The organism is Novosphingobium capsulatum NBRC 12533 (assembly GCF_001598375.1).
Taxonomy (GTDB): Bacteria; Pseudomonadota; Alphaproteobacteria; order Sphingomonadales; family Sphingomonadaceae; genus Novosphingobium; species Novosphingobium capsulatum.
The window spans coordinates 32574-53242 of the sequence record NZ_BCYV01000012.1 but is presented as its reverse complement, the minus strand read 5'-3'; the positions used below and the strand labels follow the sequence as shown (position 1 = coordinate 53242).

The window sequence follows — 20669 nt, the reverse complement described above, 5'->3', positions numbered from 1 at the left end:
TCCCGTGTCAAACCTTAGACATTTCGGCAGATATTGCAATTGGCCGTCCCGCAAACCCGGCTTGGATTGTAATATTGCGCTGCGCTGCAACAATAATAGCGGCGCTGTGCAAGGGCTTGAACACCTGGTCTTTCCGTGAAAAGAACAAGTTCGATGCCCTAACGATTGTGATGATCACGACGCAGGCGGGAGAGGACGATGATGGTCAAGCAGAGCAAGCACCGCCGCGTGGTGCAGGCAGCCATTCCAGGGGCAGTGCTGATTGGCTTGCTCGTCGTGCCCAGCCTGGCGCAGGCGCGCGGGGCGACATCGGTTCCACCGGGATCCGGATCGGGCCTGGCGCAGCGTTGCCCGCTGCTGGCGGGCATGCGCTTTGCTCCGGCCGATGGCGGGCGCCCGGTGCAGATCATGGCCGCGCAGGTCGTGCCGCAAAGTCCGGCCGGGCAGGGTGCGCAGGGAGAGGCGCAGCCGGCGTTGCCTGCCTATTGCAAGGTGAGCGGGGTCATCGATCCGCGCAAAGGGGCCGATGGCCGCGCCTATGGTATCCGCTTTGAAGTGAACCTGCCGCTGGCGTGGAACGGCCGCTTTCTGTTGCAGGGCGGCGGCGGCCTCAATGGCTCGGTCCGCCCGGCCGTGGGCGGCGCTGCGGCAGGCGCGGTTCCGGCCCTGGCGCGGGGCTTTGCCGTTGCCAGCCACGATAGCGGGCACCAGGGCGCGGTGTTCGACGCCTCGTTCCGTACCGACCAGCGCGCGACGCTCGATTTTGCCCAGGCGGCGGTTCCGGCGGTTGCGCAATTGGGCAAGGCGATCGCCACGCGGTTCTATGGCCGGGCGCCGGCGCACAGCTATATGGCGGGCTGCTCCACCGGCGGGCGCGAGACGATGCTGGCGATGGAGCGCTATCCCGCGCTGTTCGACGGGCTGGTGATCGGCGCGCCGGCAATGCGCACCGGCTTTTCCAACCTGGGCACCACCTATGCCAAGGTCATGTTCAACCAGGCCGCGCCGCGCGATGCCCAGGGGCTACCGCTGCCTGACAAGGCCTTTTCCGCGGCAGACCGCCAGACCATCCGCGCCGGTCTGCTGGCCCAGTGCGATGGTCTGGATGGCCGGGTTGATGGCATGATCATGGCCGTGGCGCAGTGCCATTTTCGCCCCGCCGCGTTGCAGTGCCACGCCGGCAAGCAGGATGGCTGCCTTAGGGCGCCGCAGGTGGAGGCGCTGGACCGCGCCTTTGCCGGGCCGCGCGATGCGGCCGGCCGCGCGCTCTATGCGCCGGTGCCCTACGATACCGGCGTGGTCGATACGTCAGGGCCGGTATCGGGCTATATCGCCGATGGTCGCACCGATATCCTCGGCCCGCCCAACCGCGATTTGTCCGTAGACCTGGATGCCCGTGCCGCCGCGATCCGCGCCGATTGGATGCAGGCGCTGACCGACACCGACGGCTGGACCGATCTCGGCTCGTTCCTGGGCCACCAGGGCAAAGTGCTGTTCTATCATGGGGTCAGCGATCCGTGGTTTTCGGCGCTCGACACGCTGGATTACTGGAAGCGCGCGGGCAAGACCAATGGCGCGGCCTGGGCGCAGTCCAGCCGGTTCTACATGGTGCCGGGCATGGCCCATTGCCAAGGCGGCGATGCGTTTGACCGCTTCGATCTGCTGGGCGCCGTGGTCGATTGGGTGGAGCGCGGCGAGGCGCCCGCAGCGGTGGTCGCCACGCGCAGCCAGGGCAAGGGCGCGCGGCCGCTGTGCCCCTGGCCAGGCTATGCCCGCTATAACGGCGGCGATCCCGATCGCGCCGAAAGCTATTCCTGCGCCGAAGCGCCGGTGGCAGGAGCAGCGGCGGCGGCCGGCGCGGGGGGCTGATCGCTCCACCGCCCGCCCACGGCCTGGGCCAGGGCAATGGCGGCGGTCTGGCGATCGATCACCGACTGGATTTCGGTCTGCCGCGCCGACAGCGCTGCGGTTTGCGCGGTGATGACCGAGGTGTAATCGACGATGCCGTTGCGATACTGGTTGTTGGCAATGGTTTCGGCCTGGCTCGCCGAAACGGTCGCCTCTGCCCGGCGCTGCGCCACTTGCGCCAGCACGCGTGTTCCGGCCAGGTTGTCTTCCACCTGCTGGAACGCGGCCAGCACCGTCTGGCGATAGGTTGCCACAGTCTGATCATACTGCGCGCGGGCCTGGACCACGGCGCCATGCCGCGCCCCGAAATCGAGCAGCGTCATTGCCCCGCTCAAGCCCAGCGACCACAGGCTGGTGGCGGCCTGGAACAACTGGCCGATCACGCTGCTGTTGGTGCCCACGCTGCTCGACAGCGTGACTTGCGGGAAATAGGCCGCCTTCTGGATGCCGACATTGGCGTTGGCGGCGGCCACGCGGCGTTCGGCAGCGGCGATATCGGGCCGGCGCTGCAGCAGGGCGGCGGGCACCTGGGCCGGGATTTCCGGCACGACCGGCTGCCAGTCGACTGCCGGAAGGGCAAAGGTCGACGGGTTTTCGCCCACCAGCACGGCAATCGCGTGTTCCAGCACGGCGCGCTGGCGATCGAGATCGGCGCGGGTGGCCTGCGCGTTGCTCAGCGTGGTCTGCGCCTCGAACACGTCGGCGTGGGAAACGGTACCGGCCTTGTACTTGTTGGTGGTGATGGCCAGGGCGCGGGTGTAATCGGCCACGGTGCGATCGAGCAGCACGCGCTGCGCATCGATGCCACGCAACTGGACATAGTTGGTGGCGAGTTCCCCTTGCGCAGACAGCGTGGCATTGGCCAGATCGCCTTCGCTTGCCTGGGCGCTGGCCTTGGCCTGGTTCACCGTATTGCCCAGCCGGCCCCACAGATCAGGCTCCCAACTCGCACCGATCGAGAGGGAATAGCGCGAGACGGTAGCTCCGGTGGTGGTGGTCGAAACCCCAGTGCCACCGGTCACGTTCTGGCCGGCGAAATCCTGCGAGCGGGTGCCGCTGGCAGACGCGGTAAGCGAGGGGAACAGCGCCGAACGCTGCACCTGCACCAGCGCCCGTGCTGCCTGGTAGGCAGCGCGATAGCTGGCCACGTTCTGGTTGGTGACCGCTACTTTTTGTTCCAGGCTATCGAGCACAGGATCACCGAACAGATCCCACCACGCCCCGCGCGCCACCGCATCCGAGGGCGTGGCCACGGCCCAGCCGGGCTCTTCCTTGAACTGTGGCGGGATCGCCACCGTGGCGGGCGGGCGATAGGCTGGCGCCATCGAGCAGCCGGCCAGGATCAGCGGCAGCGCCATGCCGGGAATGACGAGCGCGGAAAAGCGGGAGAGGGGCGCGCGCATCAGGCGGGTACTCCTTGGATCGGGGCCGGCGGGGCCGCGCGGCGTGGACGGCGGCGGCGGAAGCGGTCGAGCGCGAGATAGACCACCGGCGTGGTCATCAAGGTCAGCACCTGGCTTGCGACCAGGCCGCCGAAAATGGCGATGCCGAGCGGGCGGCGCAGTTCGGCGCCATCACCAAAGCCGATGGCCAGCGGCAACGCGCCCAGCGCGGCGGCCATCGTGGTCATCAGGATCGGGCGGAAGCGCTTGAGGCAGGCCTCGCGCACGGCCTCTACCGGGGAAAGACCTTCGTTCCGCTCTGCCTCCAGCGCGAAATCGATGATCATGATCGCGTTCTTCTTCACGATACCGATCAGCAGGATGATGCCGATCAGGGCAATGATGTCGAACTGGCCGCCGCTGGCGATCAGGGCGATCATCGCGCCAACCCCGGCCGAGGGGATGGTGGACAGCGCGGTGAGCGGGTGGATCGCGCTTTCATAGAGGATGCCGAGCACGATGTAGATCGCCACCAGCGCCGCCAGGATCAGCAGTGGCATGCTGGCGGTGGACTGGGCAAAGACCTTGGCCGTGCCACCGAATTCGCCGTGGACGGTGGCGGGCAGGGCCAGGCTCGCCTGAACCTGCGCGATGAGTTGCGAGGCCTGGCCCAGCGACACGCCCTGCGGCAGGTTGAACGAGATCGTAGCCGATGGCTCGCCATCAGAGTGGCTGACCTGCGCATCGGTCGATCCTGTGCTCCACCGCGCGATCGCCGAAAGCGGCGTCATCGTGCGGGCCGTGGTGCTGACCGCGCTGCCGCTGGCAACCAATGCGCCACCGGCGGCCGCGCCGCCCGATCCGGTGAGATTGGCCGCGGAACTGGCCGAACTGATCGCGCCGGCTACCGGCAGATAGATGTTGTTGAGCGCCTCGGGCGAGCCGTTGAACTGGCGATCGGCCTCCATCACCACGTGATACTGGTTGAGGCCGGAATAGATGTTGGCAACCTGGCGCTGGCCAAAGGCATCGTAGAGCGTGGCATCGACCGTCTGCATCGGGATGCCCAGCCGCGCGGCGGCATCGCGGTCCACCTCGACAAAGGCGTCGGCGCCGGCATCCTGCTGGTCGATATCGACGTCGGTGATGAGGTCCGGATGCGTCTTGAGCGCATCGACCAGCTTTTGCCCGGCGGCCTGCAACACGGCGGCGTGATCGGCCTTGAGCACGTATTGATAGGTGCTGTTGGTCTGCCGCCCACCGGCCTGGAGATCCTGCACCGGGTTGAGGAACAGGCTGACCCCGCGCACGCGCGCCAGCTTGGGCCGCAGGCGCCCGATCACCTCGTTGACCGGCGGGCGTTGCGAGCGGTCTTTGAGCGTGGCGAACAGGAAGCCACCACCCGCGCGCGAACCGCCGGCAAACGAGACCACGGTATCGACCGCGGGATCGGATTTGACGATCCGGGTAATGCGCGTGAGCTTGTCCTGCAGGTCTGAGAACGAGATCGACTGGTCGGCGCGTACGCCGCCCATCAGGCCGCCGGTATCCTGCTGCGGGAAGAAGCCCTTGGGCGCGATCGCGATCAGCCAGACATTGAGCGCCACGGTCAGCACCAGGACCAGCATGACCAGTCCGCGATGCGCCAGCGCCCAATCGAGGTTGCGGGCATAGCGCGCTTCGGACCATTCGACCCAGCGCTTGGCCGTGCGCATCACCCGGCTGTCGCTTTCGCGGCCATCGAGCAAGCGCGCGGCCAGCATCGGCGTGGTGGTGAGAGATACGACCAGGCTGATCGCCACGGCAACCGACATGGTCAGCGCAAATTCGCGGAACAGGCGGCCGACCAGGCCACCCATGAAAATCAGCGGCACGAATACCGCCACCAGGCTGACCGAGATGGACAGCACGGTAAAGCCGACCTCGCGTGCGCCCTTGAGCGCGGCGGACAAGGGCGACATGCCGTGTTCCACATGGCGGCTGATGTTCTCCACCACCACGATGGCATCGTCGACCACGAAGCCTGTCGCCACGGTCAAGGCCATGAGCGAGAGATTGTCGAGCGAGAAGCCCGCCAGATACATGACGCCCAGCGTGCCGAGCAGCGAGGCAATCACCGCCGCGGCCGGGATCAGCGTGGCGCGCCACGATTGCAGGAACAGGCCCACCACCAGCACCACCAACAGCGTGGCGATCAGCAGCGTCACTTCCACCTCGTGCAGCGAGGCGCGGATCGTGCGGGTGCGATCCGATCCGATCGACAGGTGGATATCGGGCGGCAGGGCGGCCTGCAGCGCCGGCAGTTGCGCCTTGAGCGCGTCAACCGTTTCGACGATGTTGGCGCCGGGCTGGCGGCTGATCAGGATCGGCACGGCGCGCTTGCCGTTGAACAGGCCGATGGTGCGAATGTCTTCCGGCCCATCGGTGACGGTGGCGATATCGGCCAGGCGCACGGCCGCGCCATTGCGCCAGGCGATGATCGTATCGCGGTAATCGGCGGCGTGGCGGCCGGCCTGGTTGGAATAGACCTGGAAACTGCCGTTGCCGGTATCGAGCACGCCGCGCGGACGGTTGGCGCTTTCCGATTGCAGCGCGGTGCGCACGTCTTCGAGCGCGATGCCGGCGCGCGACAGGGCCAGCGGGTTTACCTCGATCCGCACCGAGGGCAACGCCGCGCCGCCCAGCTCGACATTGCCGACGCCCTGCACCTGGAGCAGCTTTTGCTGCACCACGTTGGACACCGCATCATAGATTTCGGACGGGCTGCGAGTATCGGAAGTGAGCGCGAGGATCAGCACCGGCGCTTCGGCCGGGTTGGCCTTGCGATAGCTGGGATTGCTTTTGAGCGTGGCCGGCAGATCGGCGCGCGAGGCGTTGATCGCGGCCTGCACATCGCGCGCGGCGCCGTCGATATTGCGCGACAGATCAAACTGCAGGGTGATCTGGGTTGACCCCACGCCCGATCGCGAGGTCATTTCGCTGACCCCGGCAATGGTCCCCAGATGCCGCTCCAACGGGGCGGCGACGCTTGCCGCCATCGTCGAAGGGCTGGCGCCGGGCAAGTTGGCCTGCACCATGATCGTGGGGAAATCCACCGCCGGCAGCGGCGCCACCGGCAGGTTGAAGAACGCTGCCACGCCCGCCAGCATCAACCCGATGGTGAGCAGGAGGGTGCCGACCGGGCGCCGGATGAAAGGCGCGGAAACGTTCATGCGCGGCCCGGTTCCTGGGTGCCGGGTTCCTGGGACGGCGTTGCGGCCCCGCGCGCGGTTTCGCGCCGCTCGCGCCAGCGTTCAAGGCCCAGGAAAATCACCGGCGTGGTGAACAGCGTCAGCACCTGGCTGAAGATCAGGCCGCCGGCGATGGCGATGCCCAGCGGCTGGCGCAATTCATGCCCCATGCCGCCGCCAAAGATCAGCGGCAATGCGGCAAACAGCGCGGCAAACGTGGTCATCATGATCGGGCGGAAGCGCAGCAGCGCGGCCTGGCGGATGGCGTGCGACGGATCGGCGCCTTCCTCGCGCATCGCCTCGAGCGCGAAGTCGATCATCATGATCGCGTTCTTCTTGACGATGCCGATCAGCAGCACGATGCCGATGATGCCGATCACGCCCAGCCCCGACCCAGTCAGCCACAGGCCGAGCAGCGCACCGATCCCGGCCGATGGCAGCGTCGAAAGGATCGTGATCGGGTGGACGAAGCTTTCATAGAGCACGCCCAGCACGATGTAGACCACCACGATCGCGGCCAGGATCAGCCACAACTCGTTCGAGAGCGACGATTTGAAGGCCGAGGCAGCGCCGGCAAAATTGGTCGATACCGCGGCGGGCATGCCAATGGTCTGCTCGGCATGTTCGATCACCGAGACCGCCTTGCCCAGCGACACGCCCGGCGCCAGATCGAACCCGATCGTGGCCGAGGGGAACTGCGCCTCGCGCGAGACGACGAGCGCGGTGGGCCCGGTCGTGATCGTGGCGATGGTCGAAAGCGGCACGGTGGTGCCGCCCGGCAGCGGAATGCGCAGGTCACCCAGCGCCTGCGGGCTGGTGACCGAGCCAGGCTGCGCTTCCAGGATCACGCGGTTCTGGCTCGACTGGGTGTAGATGGTCGAAACGATGCGCTGGCCAAAGGCATCGTAGAGCGCGTTGTCGATCGTCAGCACCGAGAGGCCCAGACGCCCGGCGATATCGCGGTTGATATTCACCGTCACTGCCTGGCCGCGGCCCATCACGTTGGACGTGACGTTTTGCAGATGCGCGTCGTCCTTGAGCGCCGCCGCCAGCTTTTCGCCCCACTGGTTGACCACTGCTTCGTCCGCGCCTTGCAGCGAGAAGCGATAGGCATTGACCCCGGTGGAGGTGTCGATGGTGAGATCCTGCACCGGGCGGAAGTAGGTCTTGATCCCCACGATCCCACTGGTCGCCTGGGTCAGGCTGTCGATCACATGGGCAAGATTGCCGCGATCGCCCTCGCTCTTGAGGTTGACGACCATGCGCCCCTGCGAAAGCGTGGGGTTCTGCCCATCGACCCCGACCGAGGAACTGAGGCTGTCGACCGCCGGATCGGCCAGCAGCGCCTGCGCCACCTGGCTTTGCAGCTGGGTCATGCGGGTATAGCCGATGTCCTGCCCCGCCACGGTCGTCACCGCGATCTGGCCGGTGTCCTGTTCGGGAAAGAGGTCCTTGGGGATGATCCAGAACAGCAGCGCCGTCACCGCAAGCGTGCCGGCAAACACCGCCATGGTCAGCCCGCTGCGCGCCATGACCCAATCGAGCGCGGTCATGTAGCGGGCGGCGAGGCGGTCGAACCAGTTGCGGGTGGCCTGCGTCACGCGATACTGGCGCTCTTCATGCTCGGGCTTGAGCCAGCGCGCCGACAGCATTGGCACGAGCGTGAGCGCCACGAGTGCCGAGATCAGGATCGTCACCGCCAAGGTCACGGCAAATTCGCGGAACAGGCGGCCAACCACGTCGCCCATGAACAGCAGCGGGATCAACACGGCGATCAGCGAGACGGTCAGCGAGATAATCGTAAAGCCGATCTCGCTGGCGCCTTTAAGCGCAGCCTCGAATGGGCGCATCCCGTCTTCGATATGGCGCGCGATGTTTTCCAGCACGACGATGGCGTCGTCGACCACGAACCCCGAGGCGATGGTCAGCGACATCAGCGTGAGGTTGTTGATCGAGAAATCGAGGAAATACATCGCCGCAAACGAACCGACCAGCGAGAGCGGCACGGCAATGCTGGCCACCACCGTGGCGCGCAGCGAACCCAGAAACAGGAAGATCACCAGCGTGACGAGCACCACGGCCAGGACAAGTTCCGTGCGGACATCGGACACCGAGGCGCGGATGCCAGCGGTGCGGTCGGTCAGCACGGTCACGTGCACGTCGGCCGGCAACTGGGCCTCAAGCTCGGGCAGGGATGCCTTGATCGCGTCGACAGTGCCGATCACGTTGGCGCCGGGCTGGCGCTGCACATCGAGCACGACCGCCGGCTGGCCATTCATCCACGAGGCGATGCGCGTGTTTTCCGTGGCCTGGACCACTTGCGCCACATCAGACAGCCGCACCGGCGCGCCATTGGCAAAGGCGACGACCAGGTTGCGATAGCTGGCGGCATCGCCCAACTGGTCGTTGGCGTCGATTGTCCAGCTCTTGGTCGGGCCGTCAAAGCTGCCCTTGGCGGCGTTGGCATTGGCATTGGCAATCGCGCTGCGGATCGATTCCAGCGACAGGCCGCGCGCGGCGAGCGCGGGCACATTGGCCTGGATGCGCACCGCCGGGCGCTGCCCGCCGGACATGGACACCAGGCCCACGCCCGAAACCTGGGCGATCTTGTTGCTGAACTGGCGTTCGACAATGCCTTGCACTTCGCCCAGCGGCCGGCTTTTCGAGGTGATGCCCAGCGTCAGGATCGGGGCATCGGCCGGGTTGACCTTGGCATAGATCGGCGGCGCGGGAAGATCGGTGGGCAGCAGCGTATTGGCGGCGTTGATGGCCGCCTGTACTTCCTGCTCGGCGATATCGAGCGACAGATCGAGGCGGAACTGCATGGTGATCACCGATGCCCCGGCCGAAGAGGCAGAGGTCATCCGCGTCAACCCCGGCATCTGCCCGAACTGGCGCTCCAGCGGCGAGGTGACGGTCAAGGCCATCACATCGGGGCTGGCCCCGGGATAGAGCGTGGTGACCTGGATCGTCGGATAGTCCACCTCGGGCAGGGCCGAGAGCGGCAGCATGCGATAGGCCACCAGGCCCGCCAGCAGGATCGCCACCATCAACAGCGTGGTCGCCACCGGGCGCAGGATGAACAGCCGGGATGGCCCGCCGGGTTGGGCAGGGGCCTGCTCAGGCAGATCGGACGTGCTCATCCCGCGTTTCCGGCATTGGCGCCGCGGCGGTGATGGCCATTGCCACCTTGGCCGCCTGCGCCGCCATTACCTTGGCCACCGCCCCGCTTGCCGCCCTTGTTGATGCTGGCGCCGTCTTCCAGGCCATCGGCGCCCTCGATCACCACCTGGGTGCCGGCCGTCAGGCCCGAAAGGATCGCCAGCTTGTCACCCGAAGAGGGGCCGGTCTTGACCACGGTCAGCTTCACCGTGTTGTCGGGCTTTACCACGAAGACGAAATCGCCCTGGCTGCCGTGGCGCACCGCGCTGACCGGCACGGTCACCACGTCATGCAGCGTCTGTACCAGCATCGACACGTTGACGAACGCGCCGGGGAATAAAACATTGCCGGCATTGGCAAAGCGGGCCTTGGCCTTGACCGTGCCGGTGGTGGCATCGACCTGGTTGTCAAACGTCAGGAAGCGGCCGGTGGCCAAGCGATTGCCGTTGTTCTGGTCGTTGGCGTCAACCGGCAGGCCGCTGCCTGCGCCGGCGGTCTGCCCGATGGCGGAAAGCTGCGCCTGGGGCAGGGCAAAGCTCACGTCGATCGGATCGACCTGGGTGATGATCACCACACCGTTGGTGTCCGACGGCGTCAGGTAGTTGCCGATATCGACCTGGCGAATGCCGACGCGGCCCGAAATCGGCGCCTTGATCGCGGTATAGTCCAGGTTGAGCGCGGCCGTGCCGATGGCGGCGCGATCGGCTGCCACGGTGCCGGCCAGCTGCCCCACCGTGGCGCGCTGGGTATCGACCTGCTGGCTGGCGATCGAATCTTGCTTGAGCAGGGTTTGATAGCGATTGAGATCGAGCCGTGCCGAGGTCAGCTGTGCCTCGTCACGCGCCAGATTGGCGCGGGCCTGTTCCAGCGCCAGGCGATAGGGGCGGGGATCAATCTGGGCGAGCACCTGGCCCTGGCGGACCATCTGCCCTTCCTGGAACATGATCTTGAACAGCACGCCTGACAGCTGCGTGCGTACCGTGGCGGTAACCAGCGGCTGCACCGTGCCCAGCGCGGCCACCGTCACCGGCATGTCTGCCTTGGTCGCCGGCGCGATGTTCACCGCCGCCGGCGGACGCCCGCCGCGCTTGTCTCCGCCGCTCTTGGCCACCCATCGAGCACCCAGGGCAACCACCACGAACACGGCAATGGTCGCCAGGGCGATCAGAAGCGTGCGCTTGCGGCTGCTGCGGGGGGGATGTTCGGACGTTACGTGATCCGGAGAAACAGGTGTACTCGCTTCGTCAGCGTTCATCTAGCAAACCCTTGCATGCCCTGCGACTCGATAGTCCCGGATCGAGTTCTCGCGTTCTTCCGCCATGGCCCCGCGCGGTGCAAGCTGTCTTGTTTCCCAAGTTGTATCAGATTGCCCCGGCGATCTTACTTTCGGTTCTGGGCGGAACGCGCGGCGATTTCGCAGCCAAGTCGGGATCGCCCGCAAAAGTTCCCGGCACAAAGCGATTCATGTGCAAATAACGCGGGGAAAAGCCGGAGAGCTGCGCCAGCCGATCCGGATCGGGCAGGGTGATATGGCGCCCGTGCCAATGCAGCAGGCCGCGCCCGCGCAGATCCTGCACCACGCGGTTGACGTGAACCGATGTCATACCGGTTGCTTCGGCGAGGGTCACCTGGGTGAGCGGGGTGGCAAAGCGCCCGTCTGCTGCCAGGCCCAGGGCTGCCAGCCGATAGTGCAACTCGCACAGCAAGGCGCCGATCCGTGCCAAGGCCGGGCGCGCGGCAAGGTTGAGTGTCCATTCGCGCTGCATGCCCAGCATGGCGCAGGCATCAAACGCCATGGCCTGGCGCAGGCAGTGCGAGCGCAGGCAGGCACGATCGAACACTTCGGGCGCAATCAGCGCGCAATGCATGTCATTAAGCGCGCCGATCGAATGGTCCATTGCCTCGGCCGCCAAGGCATCGGGATTGCACAAGTCTCCCGGCAGCAGGAACGCCACGACCTGGCGCCGGCCATCCTCCAGCAGTTTGTAGCGACAGCCCCAGCCATCGATGACCAGCTTGACGAAATGGATCGGCTCGCCTTCGCGGATCAGGTCGGCTCCAGCCGGAACCAGCCGCCCTTCGCTGCGCAACAGGCCGTCGATCTGCGTCCGGGCCTGAAGGTCCAGTTCGACGTAGCGCGCAAATTTGGCCTGAAGGGGATTCATGCTGGCCTGTTCTGCAATCGGCCGGGGAACACCTTCCCCGATGCCTATCGCAACACCCCATCGCCCCAGTGGTTCCCCATCTCATCACAGGTTGTGATGCGTGCCCTATGGGCGTGCTGCGGGGTTTTAATGGCCTGCCCGCAAAAGGATATCTACCCATGGCCGATCGTTCTGCACCCCAGCCCGCCATCCCCCCGCGCACGGTGCGCGGCGCGCCCATTGCCCATTCCGATCAGCGTTCCGGCCAACAATCCTCGCATGAGGAAGAACGCGACAACCCCGGCCAGCTTACCGGCGGCACCGGCGGGGTAGGCGCGCCGCCGCCGACCGAGGTGCCGATCGATGAACCGGTGCCCGATCCCATCCCGCTGCCACCGGGCAGCCATGGCAAGGAGGGAATCGACGGGCCGGAAAGCAAGGTGGAACGCAATCCAGGGGCCGAGGCCGGCCAGAACGCCGGCCCGACGCTGCGCCGGTAGAATGAGGGCGCGCCTAGTGCCAAGCCCTGCTTCGCCCAATCATGCTTCGCCAAGCCATGCTTCGTCACCGGGGCGTGATGTGCAGCACGGCTGCCTTGGCGATGCCGCGCCACTGCTGGTGGCGGCACAGCGCGTGCTCGCGCTTGCGGCCGAGCACGATGCGGCAATTGCGACCGCCGAAAGCTGCACCGGTGGGCTGCTGGCTTCGCTGCTGACCGATATCGAAGGCTATGGCCGCTGGTTCGATCGTGGCTTTGTCACGTATTCGGCCCAGGCCAAGAGCGAGATGCTGGGGATCGATCCGGTGGAGCTGCGCCGTCACGATCCCGTGAGCCGCGCGATTGCCGAGGCAATGGCACGCGGGGCACTGGCCCATAGCCGGGCGGGGCTCGTCGCTGCAATTACTGGCAATGCCGGCACCGGCGGCCCGCGTGACGAGCCGGGTCTGGCCCATATCGCGGTGCTGCGGCGCGATGGCGGGCTGCTGCTGCGCGAGTGCCATTATGGCGCCCGCCCGCGCGATGCGGTGCGGCTGCACCTGGCCGGCGCAGCCCTTGCGATAATGGCCGATGCATTGAACGCGGCCCGGGGATAGGCTTCCCCAGGCCGCGTTCAACCGACGCTGATCGTTCGCGCTCAGCGCCCGCGTGAGGTGTCTGGCGCCTGGGCTTCCTGCCCGCCGATCTGGGCCAGCATGTCGGCATGGCGGGCTACCACTGGCGCGATGGCGTTGGCGGCCGCCCGCAAGGCCGGTTTGTTGCCCTTGTCGGCATAGGCGCGATGCAGCGCCAGTGCCGCCGTGTGGGCATCGCGCTGCGCAGCCAGGTAAACGTTCTGCGCTGTCTCCCCCTGCGCCTGGCGCAACCCGTCGAGCGCGGCCGCCTGCGTGGAATCGAGCGCCGGTGCCGGCATGGCCAAGCCATCCTGGCGCGCCGCCTGGGCGAGCCGCGCGGTGGAATGCGTATGGTCGGCAATCATCATCCGGGCAAAGCTTGCCACCTTGGCACTGGGGGACTTGGCCAGGATCAGGCGGGAGGATTCGATCTCGAACCGGTCGCCCGCAGCGGCCTTGGCCAGGTAGGCCGGCGCGTCAAGCGGCGCCATGGTGTCGGCAGGCGATGGGGGTGCCGTCGGCTGGGTTGGGGCCAGGCCCTGCGCCGTAGCAAGCGAGGGCAGCAGCATGGCACAGGCAGCCACCGGCGCGAATGGAAATCTGGGCATGATACTCTCTCCTTTTGGGCAGTCTCGCTGATCCGGCCGTCAATGCCGGCTGGGCGAGGGCGGCACGCGAATGGCTTGCGGGCGGACGCTGCCGGGCAAAAGGCGCGGCCGCAGATCCGGGTCGGGCAGCCGTTCATGCCAGGGATGCAGCGGCACGGGCGTGGTCGGGCGGTGCTTAGTCGGGCGGGGCGTCGTCGGGCGGGGCAGGGCGGGCATGGCAACCGCGCAGGCGGGCTGGGGCTGGGTCATCTTGGAACTCCAGGGAGGATGTACCAACAAGCGCCGACCGGAATGGTATGTTGCTTGCCCCCAACATGGGTAAGTGCAATCGCGCCGCCGCCGGCGTCTCCGATCAGCGCCGCACTGTGGCGGGGGCGCGCAGCGCGATGCGGCACGTCAGGCCGCTGGGCGCGAAATCGCGTTCCAGTGTCCAGTGCTGCTGGCGCGCGAACATCCGCGTGCCCAGCCCCTGGCGACTGGGCGGCAGCACCGGCGGCCCGCCATTCTCGCGCCACAGCAGCACGCCATCGGCGCTCCAGCCGATGGTCACTCGCCCACGCGGATCAGACAGCGCGCCGTGCTTGAGCGCATTGGTGCACAATTCATGCAGCACCAGCAGCAGATGATAAGCGGGCTCGCGCGCGATCAGGAAGGGCGGGCCTGCGATGTGGAACGCATCGTCCTTGTGAAACGGGGCGATTGCGGTGCGCACCAGTTGTGCCAGGTTCAGGCCCGCGCCATCGGCAGGTTGCTGCGCCTCGGTCACGCTGCGACGCGGCGCGCCTTTGGTGTTCCCTGGTGGGCTGTCGAGCAGGCGATTGGCATTGGCCAGCGCCTGCACCCGGGCCAAAAGATCCTGGCGGAACCGTTCGGTATCATCGCCGGCGTGCGATACGCGGATCAGCGCCTGGACCACGCCAAGCGCGTTCTGCACGCGATCATACATCTCGCGCGCGATGATATCCTGTTCGCGCGCCAGGGCATCGAGCTGGCGCACCGTGCGGCGGAGCGTGTCGCCCACGGCAATCAGCGCCAAGTTGGCCAGCGCGATCAGCAGCGCCAGCGTCAGGCGGTGGGGATCGAGCAGGGATGGGCTGCCGCCACGGAACACCCATTCCACCATCAGCGTGGTGGTGATCGCCACGACCAGCGCGGCGCGCCAGCCCATGAACACCGCCGCCAGCAGCACGAACGGAAAGAACGGCGCAAACGGCACTGCCTCGCCTGCCTGCCCCAATGCCCAGCGCAAGGTAGCAGGCACGGCGATCGCCACGGCAATGCCTGACAGCCTTTGCCATGGGGTGAGATCGAGCAAAATGGTGCGGCGAACCGCTTCGATCCGCGTCACCGGCGCGCCTTGTCAGGAAAGCCGCGGCGCTTGATTGACAGGCACAAGACCGGCCCCGTGAAGGGGCCGGTCCGTCTGGAAGCAAGTGGCATCAGTGGCGGCCTTCCCACCCCCTGCGCGATGCTTCCGAATGGCCGCGGGAATCGCCGAACCAGCCGCCGTGGCCGCGATCGCGGTCATCATCATCATGGCTCATGCGGCGCGAGCGGCCCCGATCGTCGTCATGGTCGTCGCGGCCCCGGCTGCTGCGGCGCCCGTCGTCATCGTCGTGGCGGCCGCTGCGCGACGCGCTGCCGCGATCGTCCCAGCCCTTGCGCGACGCTTCGGAATGACCACGCGGATCGCCATACCAGCCGCTGCCTTCGTGGTCGGAATTTTCCCAGCCACGGCGCGAGGCTTCGGAATGGCCACGGGAATCGCCATACCAGCCGCTGCCGTCATGGTCAGACCGTTCCCAGCCTCGGCGCGAGGCCTCCGAATGGCCCTGGGAGTCGCCGAACCAGCCGCCGTGTCCGCGCCCGCCGCGATCATTGCCCCGATCATCGTCGCGGTCATCGCGGCCCCGGCTGCTGGCGCCCCGGCTGCGATAGTCGCGATCGTCATCGTCACGCCCCCGGCTCGACCGGCCGCGATCATCGCTCATAAAGCGGCCTTCGTCGTCGCGCGGGCGATCCTGGCTGCCGCGTCCGCCGCGACGGTCATCTTCTTCGCTGCGGCGGCCGCCCTGACCGGCAAACCGGCCACGCTCGTCTCGGCCACTTCGACCATAATCGCCGTTGTCGCGTCCTTGATAACTTGCCATGGTTCTCTCCTGGGTATTGTGGGCATTTGCCCTGGGAAAGGCGCCGAATGAAACCGGTGCCTGGGGCGGAAGCCGATCCTCGGCCTCCAGTTCGCTGCGCAGTTCTTTCAGCTGCGCTGCAAGTTCGGGAGTATCGATGCCGGATTCGCGCGCCTGGGCGAAAATGCCGTCGTCGCCTTCCTCTTCCTTGACATGGTGCCGGATCTGCTCAGCCAGCACCGTGAACTTGGCGTCGCGGAACGGATCGCCGCGGGCGCTGCGTGCCAGGTCGGCGATCAGCACCTTGGCGCTGTCGTGTTCCACCTGTGCTTCGTCGAGATCGTCGTCTTCATCGGCTGCGGCGCGGCAAGCGGGATAGAAGACCTCCTCTTCCAGCATGGTGTGCAGGGTAAGCGCCTGGCACACCTCGGTAACGATCGCGTCCTTGCGGCTGCCGCTGGCGCTCTCGAACTCCTTGAACAGCTTTTCGACCTGGCGATGGTCTTTCTGGAGCATGCGGATCGCCTCGCCATCGGCCCTGCTCGAATTGGAGCCCTTGTCGGCGCTCTTGTGGGCGCTCTTGTCGGCATTGGCGGTCTTGCTGGTGGTCGCGGCGCTGCCTTGCGATGCGGCGCGCGGTCCGCGTCGTCCGCTTGCCGCCTTGCCCCCCGCCTTTGCCGTATCGGTCTGGGCAGCTTGGGTCTTGTCTGCTTCGGACGATGATGCGGCAGCCTGGCCAGGGGTGGCCTGCCCGGTCTGCGCCGGCTGCGTTGCAGGGGAAGGGGTGCTGTTGCTGGCCATCGGGCCGATCTCCTTCGCGTTGGGTTGGGGCAGTGCCGAAGGGCAAGCCCGGCAGGGCGGCTGGCGCCCGTTGCGGAAGGAGAAGCGTGCGAGCGGGGCACAATGTCCGCGCGGCTATCCCATGTGTGCAATTTGCAATCTGTCTCTTGGGGCAAGATGCGGTTGGTCTGCCCGGTGCCACGGCTGGTCGATGGGAACGGCCAAAGCAAACTTATGTGAATTGTCCGGAATGGATGGAACCTAGATTTTCCGCTGATTCGCCAAAGGCATCACGCCGCAAATCAGGGGAAAGGATATGACGCAGGATATGACCCGCGCGCCAAGCCAGGTGTGCACATACCGTCGCCACGAATTTCTGGCCCGCGCGGACGAACGCAAGGATTACGTGCTGCGCATCGAGGAAGGCTGGGCGGCGCAATACCGCCTGTTGCCCGATGGCCGGCGCCAGATCATCACGCTGTTTCTTCCCGGCGACTATTGCGAGCCGCAATGGCTGTTGCAAGGCCGCGCCACCTTGCCGATCGTGGCGTTGACGCGGGTGCGTGCGCGCATGCTGCCGCACAGCCGCATCCAGGCCCGCGCGCCGCACGAGGAAGACAGCATGATCCGCGTGCTCGACGCGATGCTGGCCTTGCTGCGCAACCGCGAAAAGTGGATTTTCAACCTGGGCCGGATGACCGCGACCGAGCGGCTGTGCAACCTGCTGTGCGAGCTGCACAGCAGGCTGGCCGCACGCAACCGCGTGGTGCAGGATCGCTGCGCCATGCCGCTGACCCAGTATGACTTTGCCGATATCGTCGGTATTTCCCCGGTCCACGTAAACCGCGTGTTGCAGACCCTGCGCGGCGAGGGGTTGGTCGATCTCAAGGGGCGGTGGATGCAGGTGCGCGATCTGGCTGCGCTCAAGCGGCTGGGCGAAGTGCCGCTCGACCCCGAACCGCGCGTGCCCCGCGCGGCCTGAGGCCGGACGGCCTGGCTGGCACGGGGGCGCCGTTCCAGCCAGGCCACGCACATCGCCACGCTGGCTGGTCAGCCGTTGACCACGGTGCCGCCGTTGGGGTGAAGCACCTGCCCGCTCATATAGCTGCCATCGGCACAGGCCAGGAACAGGAACGCCGGCGCCACTTCGTTGGGTTCGCCCGGCCGGCCCATCGGCGTATCCTCGCCAAAGTGGCGCACCTTGTCCGGATCGGCGCCGCCCTGCGGGTTGAGCGGGGTCCAGATCGGGCCGGGTGCCACGGCATTCACGCGAATGCCCTTGTCCACCAGGTTCTGGCTGAGCGAGCGGGTAAACGCCGTGATCGCTCCCTTGGTCGCGCTATAGTCCAGCAGTTGCGGCGCGCCCTTGTACATCGTCACGCTGGTGCAATTGATGATCGCGCTGCCGGCCCCAAGGTGGCCCACAGCGGCCTGGACCATGTGGAACATGCCAAAGATATTGGTGCGGAACGTGGCATCGAGCTGTTCCGGGGTAATATCGCGAATGTCCTTTGCCGGGTGCTGCTCACCGGCATTGTTGACCAGCACGTCCAGCCGGCCAAAGCGATCGATGACCGCGTCCACCGCCTGCTGGCAGAATGCGGGATCGCCCACGTCTCCTTGCAGGGTGATCGCCCTTGCGCCTTCCTGGGCGACGATGGCGGCGGTGTCCTGCGCGTCCTTGCTGTCCTGGCGATAGACGATCGCTACGTTGGCCCCCTCACGGGCAAACAGCGCGGCCACCGCGCGGCCAATGCCGCTGTCGCCACCGGTAACGATCGCCACCTTGCCAGCCAGGCGTCCGGAGCCGGGATAGACCGGCTGCCATTTCGGTTCGCGGTTCAGCGCCTGCTCCTGCCCCTGGCGATCGGGCGCGGCGGCGGTGCCGGCCTGGGCGTCGGCGGCCTTGGCTTCGTGTTCGGGTGGGGTCTCGCCCAGCTTGCCCAGGCTGGCGGGGTGCGACGTGGTCATGAAAGATGGTCCTTGCAGGGGGATAAGGCGAACGCGAGGCGCACGCGGGATGCCTTCAAAACCCCGAAAACAAGAAAAGGTGGCAAGGCTTTACATATGTGAAGAAGGGCATGTGACAGTCATTTCATAAGGCTGCCGACGGCGCGGAAGGCGCGCCCCAGGTTTGAGGATGTGATGTTGCCGCGCCACTGCGATGCCCGTTCTGGCGTGTACCCCTGCTACGCTTGCGCCATGTCTCTCGTGACTGCCGCCGTGACTGCTGCCGGAACGCGCATCACCGCCTTTGATCTGCCTTGAGCCTACCTTTGATGCCGCTCAATGCCCTGGCCCGGCGCCTGTCATGCTGCTTTCCGCTGGACGAGAACGACGTGCGCGCGGTGGAACGGCTCTGCGCCGTCCCGCGTCGGCGCGTTGCGGCGCGCCGCGAGTTCCTGCGCGAGGGCGATCGGCCCGGCCACGTGCACGTGCTGCTGGAAGGGTGGGCGTGCCACCAGGTGATGCTGCCCGATGGCCGCCGCCAGATCACCGCGTTCCATCTGCCCGGCGATATCCTGTGGCAACCGCTGGGTGAGGCGCGCATGGACTTTTCGATCCTGGCACTGACCCCGGCGATCATCGCACCAATCCCGACCAGCGCGTTGGAGGCGGTGGCCAAGGCCCACCCCGCCATTGCCACGGCGCTGGCCTTGCAAAACCGCGTGGCAGAGGCGGTTTTGCGGCGGTGGCTGGTCAACGTGGGGCAGCGCGCCGCGTTTGAGCGGATCGGCCACCTGTTCTGCGAATTGCATCACCGCCTGCATGCCATCGGTTTGGCCCAGGGCAACGGTTTTGCCTTTCCGGTCACGCAGGTGGAACTGGCCGAGGCGACCGGGTTGACCCCGGTGCACGTCAATCGCGTGTTGCGCGACATGCGGCGGCAAGGCCTGATCGATCTGGAAAACCGCGTGCTGCGCATCCTGCAATTGCGGGCCTTGGCACAGCATGCGCTGTTCGACCCTGCCTATCTTGAGCCGCAGGGCCACCACAGCGCCGCGCCGAGCCCATGAAAAAGGCCGGCCTTGCCAAAGGGCAGGGCCGGCCTTCCCGCGCGAACCTGGGCGGTATGACGCGATCAGTAGGGGTAGGACACGCCGTAGTGCGAATGGACCCGGCGGCCATAGTCAATGTCATGGACCGGTTCTTCGGTGGCCTGGTAGTGCGGGGCGGATTCCAGGGTTTCGCGGCTCAGGTTGACGACATAGCCGCCCTGGCCGCTATCATAGTTCAGCGTGTTCCAGGGCAGCGGGTAATAATCGCTGCCAAAGCCAAGAATGCCGCCGAATTGCAGCACGGCATACTCGACGGTGCCGGTGCGCTTGTTGACCATGAAGTTGTGGATTGAGCCGAGACGCTCGCCATCGGGGTTATAGACGGCCGTGCCGTCCACCTTGTTTGAGGCGATCAGGCGGGTGGTTTCATCGGTGGCAATGCTGTCAGACATGGCGCTCTCCTGCGTAGAGGTTTGCGTCATCAACTGCCCGGCCGATACGATGGGGCCGGTGCCAAGGACAGGCCGTGCCCACCTTGCGCCGGGCAGAGCGGCATACTGATCCATGCAAGGATGCAGCGTCAGGCGGCGCGGAAGGCGCGCAAAAAGAAAGGGCGGCCATCACCAAGGATGCCCGCCCATTATGGTTGAAAAGGGGGGAAGGCGTGCTCAGACCGCGATGGCGGCCAGCAGCTTTTCGCCATAGCGTTCGTCGGCCGGATCGAACCCGGCAAAGACCTTGGCCGGCTCGGACGTGAGGATCACATCGCGCAGGCCCGAGAGGCGGAACGTGCCGAGCTTTTCTTCGGCCGGGGCCACGCCATCGCGGTCATGCACGACGGCATCGATGTGAGGCGCGCCGTGACGTTCGAACAGGGCATGCGGTGCCAGTGTCACGTTGCCGCGATTATAGACCGCGCGCACGCACAGCTTGTTGGCGATGGCAAAGCCCAGCATGTGCACCGACTGCTCGATATCGGGCGCGCTATCCGCCGTTTCGGGGGTTCCCGAGGAATTCTGATTCTGCTGCATCGCAACACACTAGGATAATCGCGGGTTCAGGGCAATCGTGTGAACGGTTGCGCAGGGCGCGCCACAAATTCCAAATCGAAACAGGCGCAGGGCAACGCGCATATTTTGCTCTTGCAATTGATATCCATTATCAATAAACCGATCGGGCAACGGGCATGACCCTCTGCCCGCTTGCGGATGGCT

At 66.5% G+C, this 20669-nt stretch carries 17 protein-coding genes; 5 read left to right on the top strand and 12 right to left on the bottom strand.

All coding sequences use genetic code 11. From position 1 onward, the window contains the following. Nucleotides 1-198: 198 nt before the first annotated feature. Entirely contained in the window at nt 199-1869 is a 1671-nt protein-coding gene (locus tag SCA01S_RS11685) for a tannase/feruloyl esterase family alpha/beta hydrolase (RefSeq protein ID WP_218016400.1), read from the top strand. Here SCA01S_RS11685 and SCA01S_RS11680 read toward each other — a convergent pair. The 5 genes from SCA01S_RS11680 to SCA01S_RS11660 form a co-directional block, all read right to left on the bottom strand. Then, on the bottom strand, nt 1809-3311 hold the full coding sequence (locus tag SCA01S_RS11680; RefSeq protein ID WP_062785731.1) for an efflux transporter outer membrane subunit: 1503 nt from the start codon (nt 3309-3311) through the stop codon (nt 1809-1811). The two genes, SCA01S_RS11685 and SCA01S_RS11680, sit on opposite strands and share 61 nt — an antisense overlap. Next, nucleotides 3311-6502 (bottom strand): efflux RND transporter permease subunit, encoded by a 3192-nt coding sequence (locus SCA01S_RS11675; protein ID WP_062785729.1) that lies wholly within the window; start codon nt 6500-6502, stop codon nt 3311-3313. The genes SCA01S_RS11680 and SCA01S_RS11675 overlap by 1 nt, the downstream gene beginning before the upstream one ends. Further along, nucleotides 6499-9663, bottom strand: coding sequence for an efflux RND transporter permease subunit (locus SCA01S_RS11670; RefSeq protein WP_062785727.1), 3165 nt, complete (start codon nt 9661-9663; stop codon nt 6499-6501). Before SCA01S_RS11670 ends, SCA01S_RS11675 begins: the two co-directional genes overlap by 4 nt. Continuing rightward, nucleotides 9660-10937 carry an efflux RND transporter periplasmic adaptor subunit gene (locus tag SCA01S_RS11665; protein ID WP_084390956.1) on the bottom strand — a complete coding sequence of 426 codons (1278 nt, stop codon included), beginning with the start codon at nt 10935-10937 and terminating at the stop codon, nt 9660-9662. Before SCA01S_RS11665 ends, SCA01S_RS11670 begins: the two co-directional genes overlap by 4 nt. 106 nt (nt 10938-11043) lie before the next feature. Beyond that, nucleotides 11044-11847 (bottom strand): Crp/Fnr family transcriptional regulator, encoded by an 804-nt coding sequence (locus SCA01S_RS11660; RefSeq protein ID WP_062785725.1) that lies wholly within the window; start codon nt 11845-11847, stop codon nt 11044-11046. A 158-nt stretch (nt 11848-12005) separates the two neighbouring features. Here SCA01S_RS11660 and SCA01S_RS11655 point away from each other — a divergent pair, with 158 nt between their 5' ends. Together SCA01S_RS11655 and SCA01S_RS11650 are read left to right on the top strand one after the other, a co-directional pair. After that, nucleotides 12006-12326, top strand: a complete 321-nt coding sequence (locus SCA01S_RS11655; RefSeq protein ID WP_062785723.1) for a hypothetical protein — start codon at nt 12006-12008, stop codon at nt 12324-12326. Nucleotides 12327-12405: 79 nt separating this feature from the next. Next, on the top strand, nt 12406-12921 hold the full coding sequence (locus SCA01S_RS11650) for a CinA family protein (protein ID WP_062785721.1): 516 nt from the start codon (nt 12406-12408) through the stop codon (nt 12919-12921). A 41-nt stretch (nt 12922-12962) separates the two neighbouring features. Here the strand turns inward: SCA01S_RS11650 and SCA01S_RS11645 are convergent, their stop codons facing one another. From SCA01S_RS11645 to SCA01S_RS22720, 4 genes are all read right to left on the bottom strand, one after another. Continuing rightward, nucleotides 12963-13547 carry a DUF4142 domain-containing protein gene (locus SCA01S_RS11645; protein WP_084390954.1) on the bottom strand — a complete coding sequence of 195 codons (585 nt, stop codon included), beginning with the start codon at nt 13545-13547 and terminating at the stop codon, nt 12963-12965. Between the two features lie 39 nt (nt 13548-13586). Then, nucleotides 13587-13796 carry a hypothetical protein gene (locus SCA01S_RS22250; RefSeq protein ID WP_156306315.1) on the bottom strand — a complete coding sequence of 70 codons (210 nt, stop codon included), beginning with the start codon at nt 13794-13796 and terminating at the stop codon, nt 13587-13589. A gap of 103 nt (nt 13797-13899) precedes the next feature. Then, the gene (locus SCA01S_RS11640) at nt 13900-14895 is read right to left on the bottom strand and encodes a sensor histidine kinase (protein ID WP_062785717.1); all 996 of its coding nucleotides are present in this window, start codon (nt 14893-14895) and stop codon (nt 13900-13902) included. A gap of 91 nt (nt 14896-14986) precedes the next feature. After that, nucleotides 14987-16477, bottom strand: coding sequence for a hemerythrin domain-containing protein (locus SCA01S_RS22720; protein WP_062785715.1), 1491 nt, complete (start codon nt 16475-16477; stop codon nt 14987-14989). A gap of 307 nt (nt 16478-16784) precedes the next feature. Between SCA01S_RS22720 and SCA01S_RS11630 the strand changes: the two genes are divergently transcribed. After that, on the top strand, nt 16785-17438 hold the full coding sequence (locus tag SCA01S_RS11630; protein ID WP_158271889.1) for a Crp/Fnr family transcriptional regulator: 654 nt from the start codon (nt 16785-16787) through the stop codon (nt 17436-17438). 68 nt (nt 17439-17506) lie between these two features. On the opposite strand, the gene SCA01S_RS11625 is transcribed toward SCA01S_RS11630, so the two are convergent. Continuing rightward, nucleotides 17507-18427 carry an SDR family oxidoreductase gene (locus SCA01S_RS11625; protein WP_084390953.1) on the bottom strand — a complete coding sequence of 307 codons (921 nt, stop codon included), beginning with the start codon at nt 18425-18427 and terminating at the stop codon, nt 17507-17509. A 293-nt stretch (nt 18428-18720) separates the two neighbouring features. Between SCA01S_RS11625 and SCA01S_RS11620 the strand changes: the two genes are divergently transcribed. Then, nucleotides 18721-19473 (top strand): Crp/Fnr family transcriptional regulator, encoded by a 753-nt coding sequence (locus tag SCA01S_RS11620; RefSeq protein ID WP_157088952.1) that lies wholly within the window; start codon nt 18721-18723, stop codon nt 19471-19473. Nucleotides 19474-19538: 65 nt separating this feature from the next. Here the strand turns inward: SCA01S_RS11620 and SCA01S_RS11615 are convergent, their stop codons facing one another. Both SCA01S_RS11615 and SCA01S_RS11610 read right to left on the bottom strand, forming a co-directional pair. Next, nucleotides 19539-19907: a PRC-barrel domain-containing protein gene (locus tag SCA01S_RS11615; RefSeq protein ID WP_062785709.1), complete on the bottom strand. Its 369-nt coding sequence runs from the start codon at nt 19905-19907 to the stop codon at nt 19539-19541. 216 nt (nt 19908-20123) lie between these two features. Continuing rightward, nucleotides 20124-20486 carry a WYL domain-containing protein gene (locus SCA01S_RS11610; protein WP_022675202.1) on the bottom strand — a complete coding sequence of 121 codons (363 nt, stop codon included), beginning with the start codon at nt 20484-20486 and terminating at the stop codon, nt 20124-20126. Nucleotides 20487-20669 lie beyond the last annotated feature (183 nt).

What these genes read in the sequence shown, in the direction of transcription:
- SCA01S_RS11685 (WP_218016400.1), top strand. Translation starts at nt 199, where the DNA reads ATGATGGTCAAGCAGAGCAAGCACCGCCGCGTGGTGCAGGCAGCCATT.
- SCA01S_RS11680 (WP_062785731.1), bottom strand. Translation starts at nt 3,311, where the DNA reads ATGCGCGCGCCCCTCTCCCGCTTTTCCGCGCTCGTCATTCCCGGCATG.
- SCA01S_RS11675 (WP_062785729.1), bottom strand. Translation starts at nt 6,502, where the DNA reads ATGAACGTTTCCGCGCCTTTCATCCGGCGCCCGGTCGGCACCCTCCTG.
- SCA01S_RS11670 (WP_062785727.1), bottom strand. Translation starts at nt 9,663, where the DNA reads ATGAGCACGTCCGATCTGCCTGAGCAGGCCCCTGCCCAACCCGGCGGG.
- SCA01S_RS11665 (WP_084390956.1), bottom strand. Translation starts at nt 10,937, where the DNA reads ATGAACGCTGACGAAGCGAGTACACCTGTTTCTCCGGATCACGTAACG.
- SCA01S_RS11660 (WP_062785725.1), bottom strand. Translation starts at nt 11,847, where the DNA reads ATGAATCCCCTTCAGGCCAAATTTGCGCGCTACGTCGAACTGGACCTT.
- SCA01S_RS11655 (WP_062785723.1), top strand. Translation starts at nt 12,006, where the DNA reads ATGGCCGATCGTTCTGCACCCCAGCCCGCCATCCCCCCGCGCACGGTG.
- SCA01S_RS11645 (WP_084390954.1), bottom strand. Translation starts at nt 13,547, where the DNA reads ATGCCCAGATTTCCATTCGCGCCGGTGGCTGCCTGTGCCATGCTGCTG.
- SCA01S_RS22250 (WP_156306315.1), bottom strand. Translation starts at nt 13,796, where the DNA reads ATGACCCAGCCCCAGCCCGCCTGCGCGGTTGCCATGCCCGCCCTGCCC.
- SCA01S_RS22720 (WP_062785715.1), bottom strand. Translation starts at nt 16,477, where the DNA reads ATGGCCAGCAACAGCACCCCTTCCCCTGCAACGCAGCCGGCGCAGACC.
- SCA01S_RS11630 (WP_158271889.1), top strand. Translation starts at nt 16,785, where the DNA reads ATGACCCGCGCGCCAAGCCAGGTGTGCACATACCGTCGCCACGAATTT.
- SCA01S_RS11625 (WP_084390953.1), bottom strand. Translation starts at nt 18,427, where the DNA reads ATGACCACGTCGCACCCCGCCAGCCTGGGCAAGCTGGGCGAGACCCCA.
- SCA01S_RS11615 (WP_062785709.1), bottom strand. Translation starts at nt 19,907, where the DNA reads ATGTCTGACAGCATTGCCACCGATGAAACCACCCGCCTGATCGCCTCA.
- SCA01S_RS11610 (WP_022675202.1), bottom strand. Translation starts at nt 20,486, where the DNA reads ATGCAGCAGAATCAGAATTCCTCGGGAACCCCCGAAACGGCGGATAGC.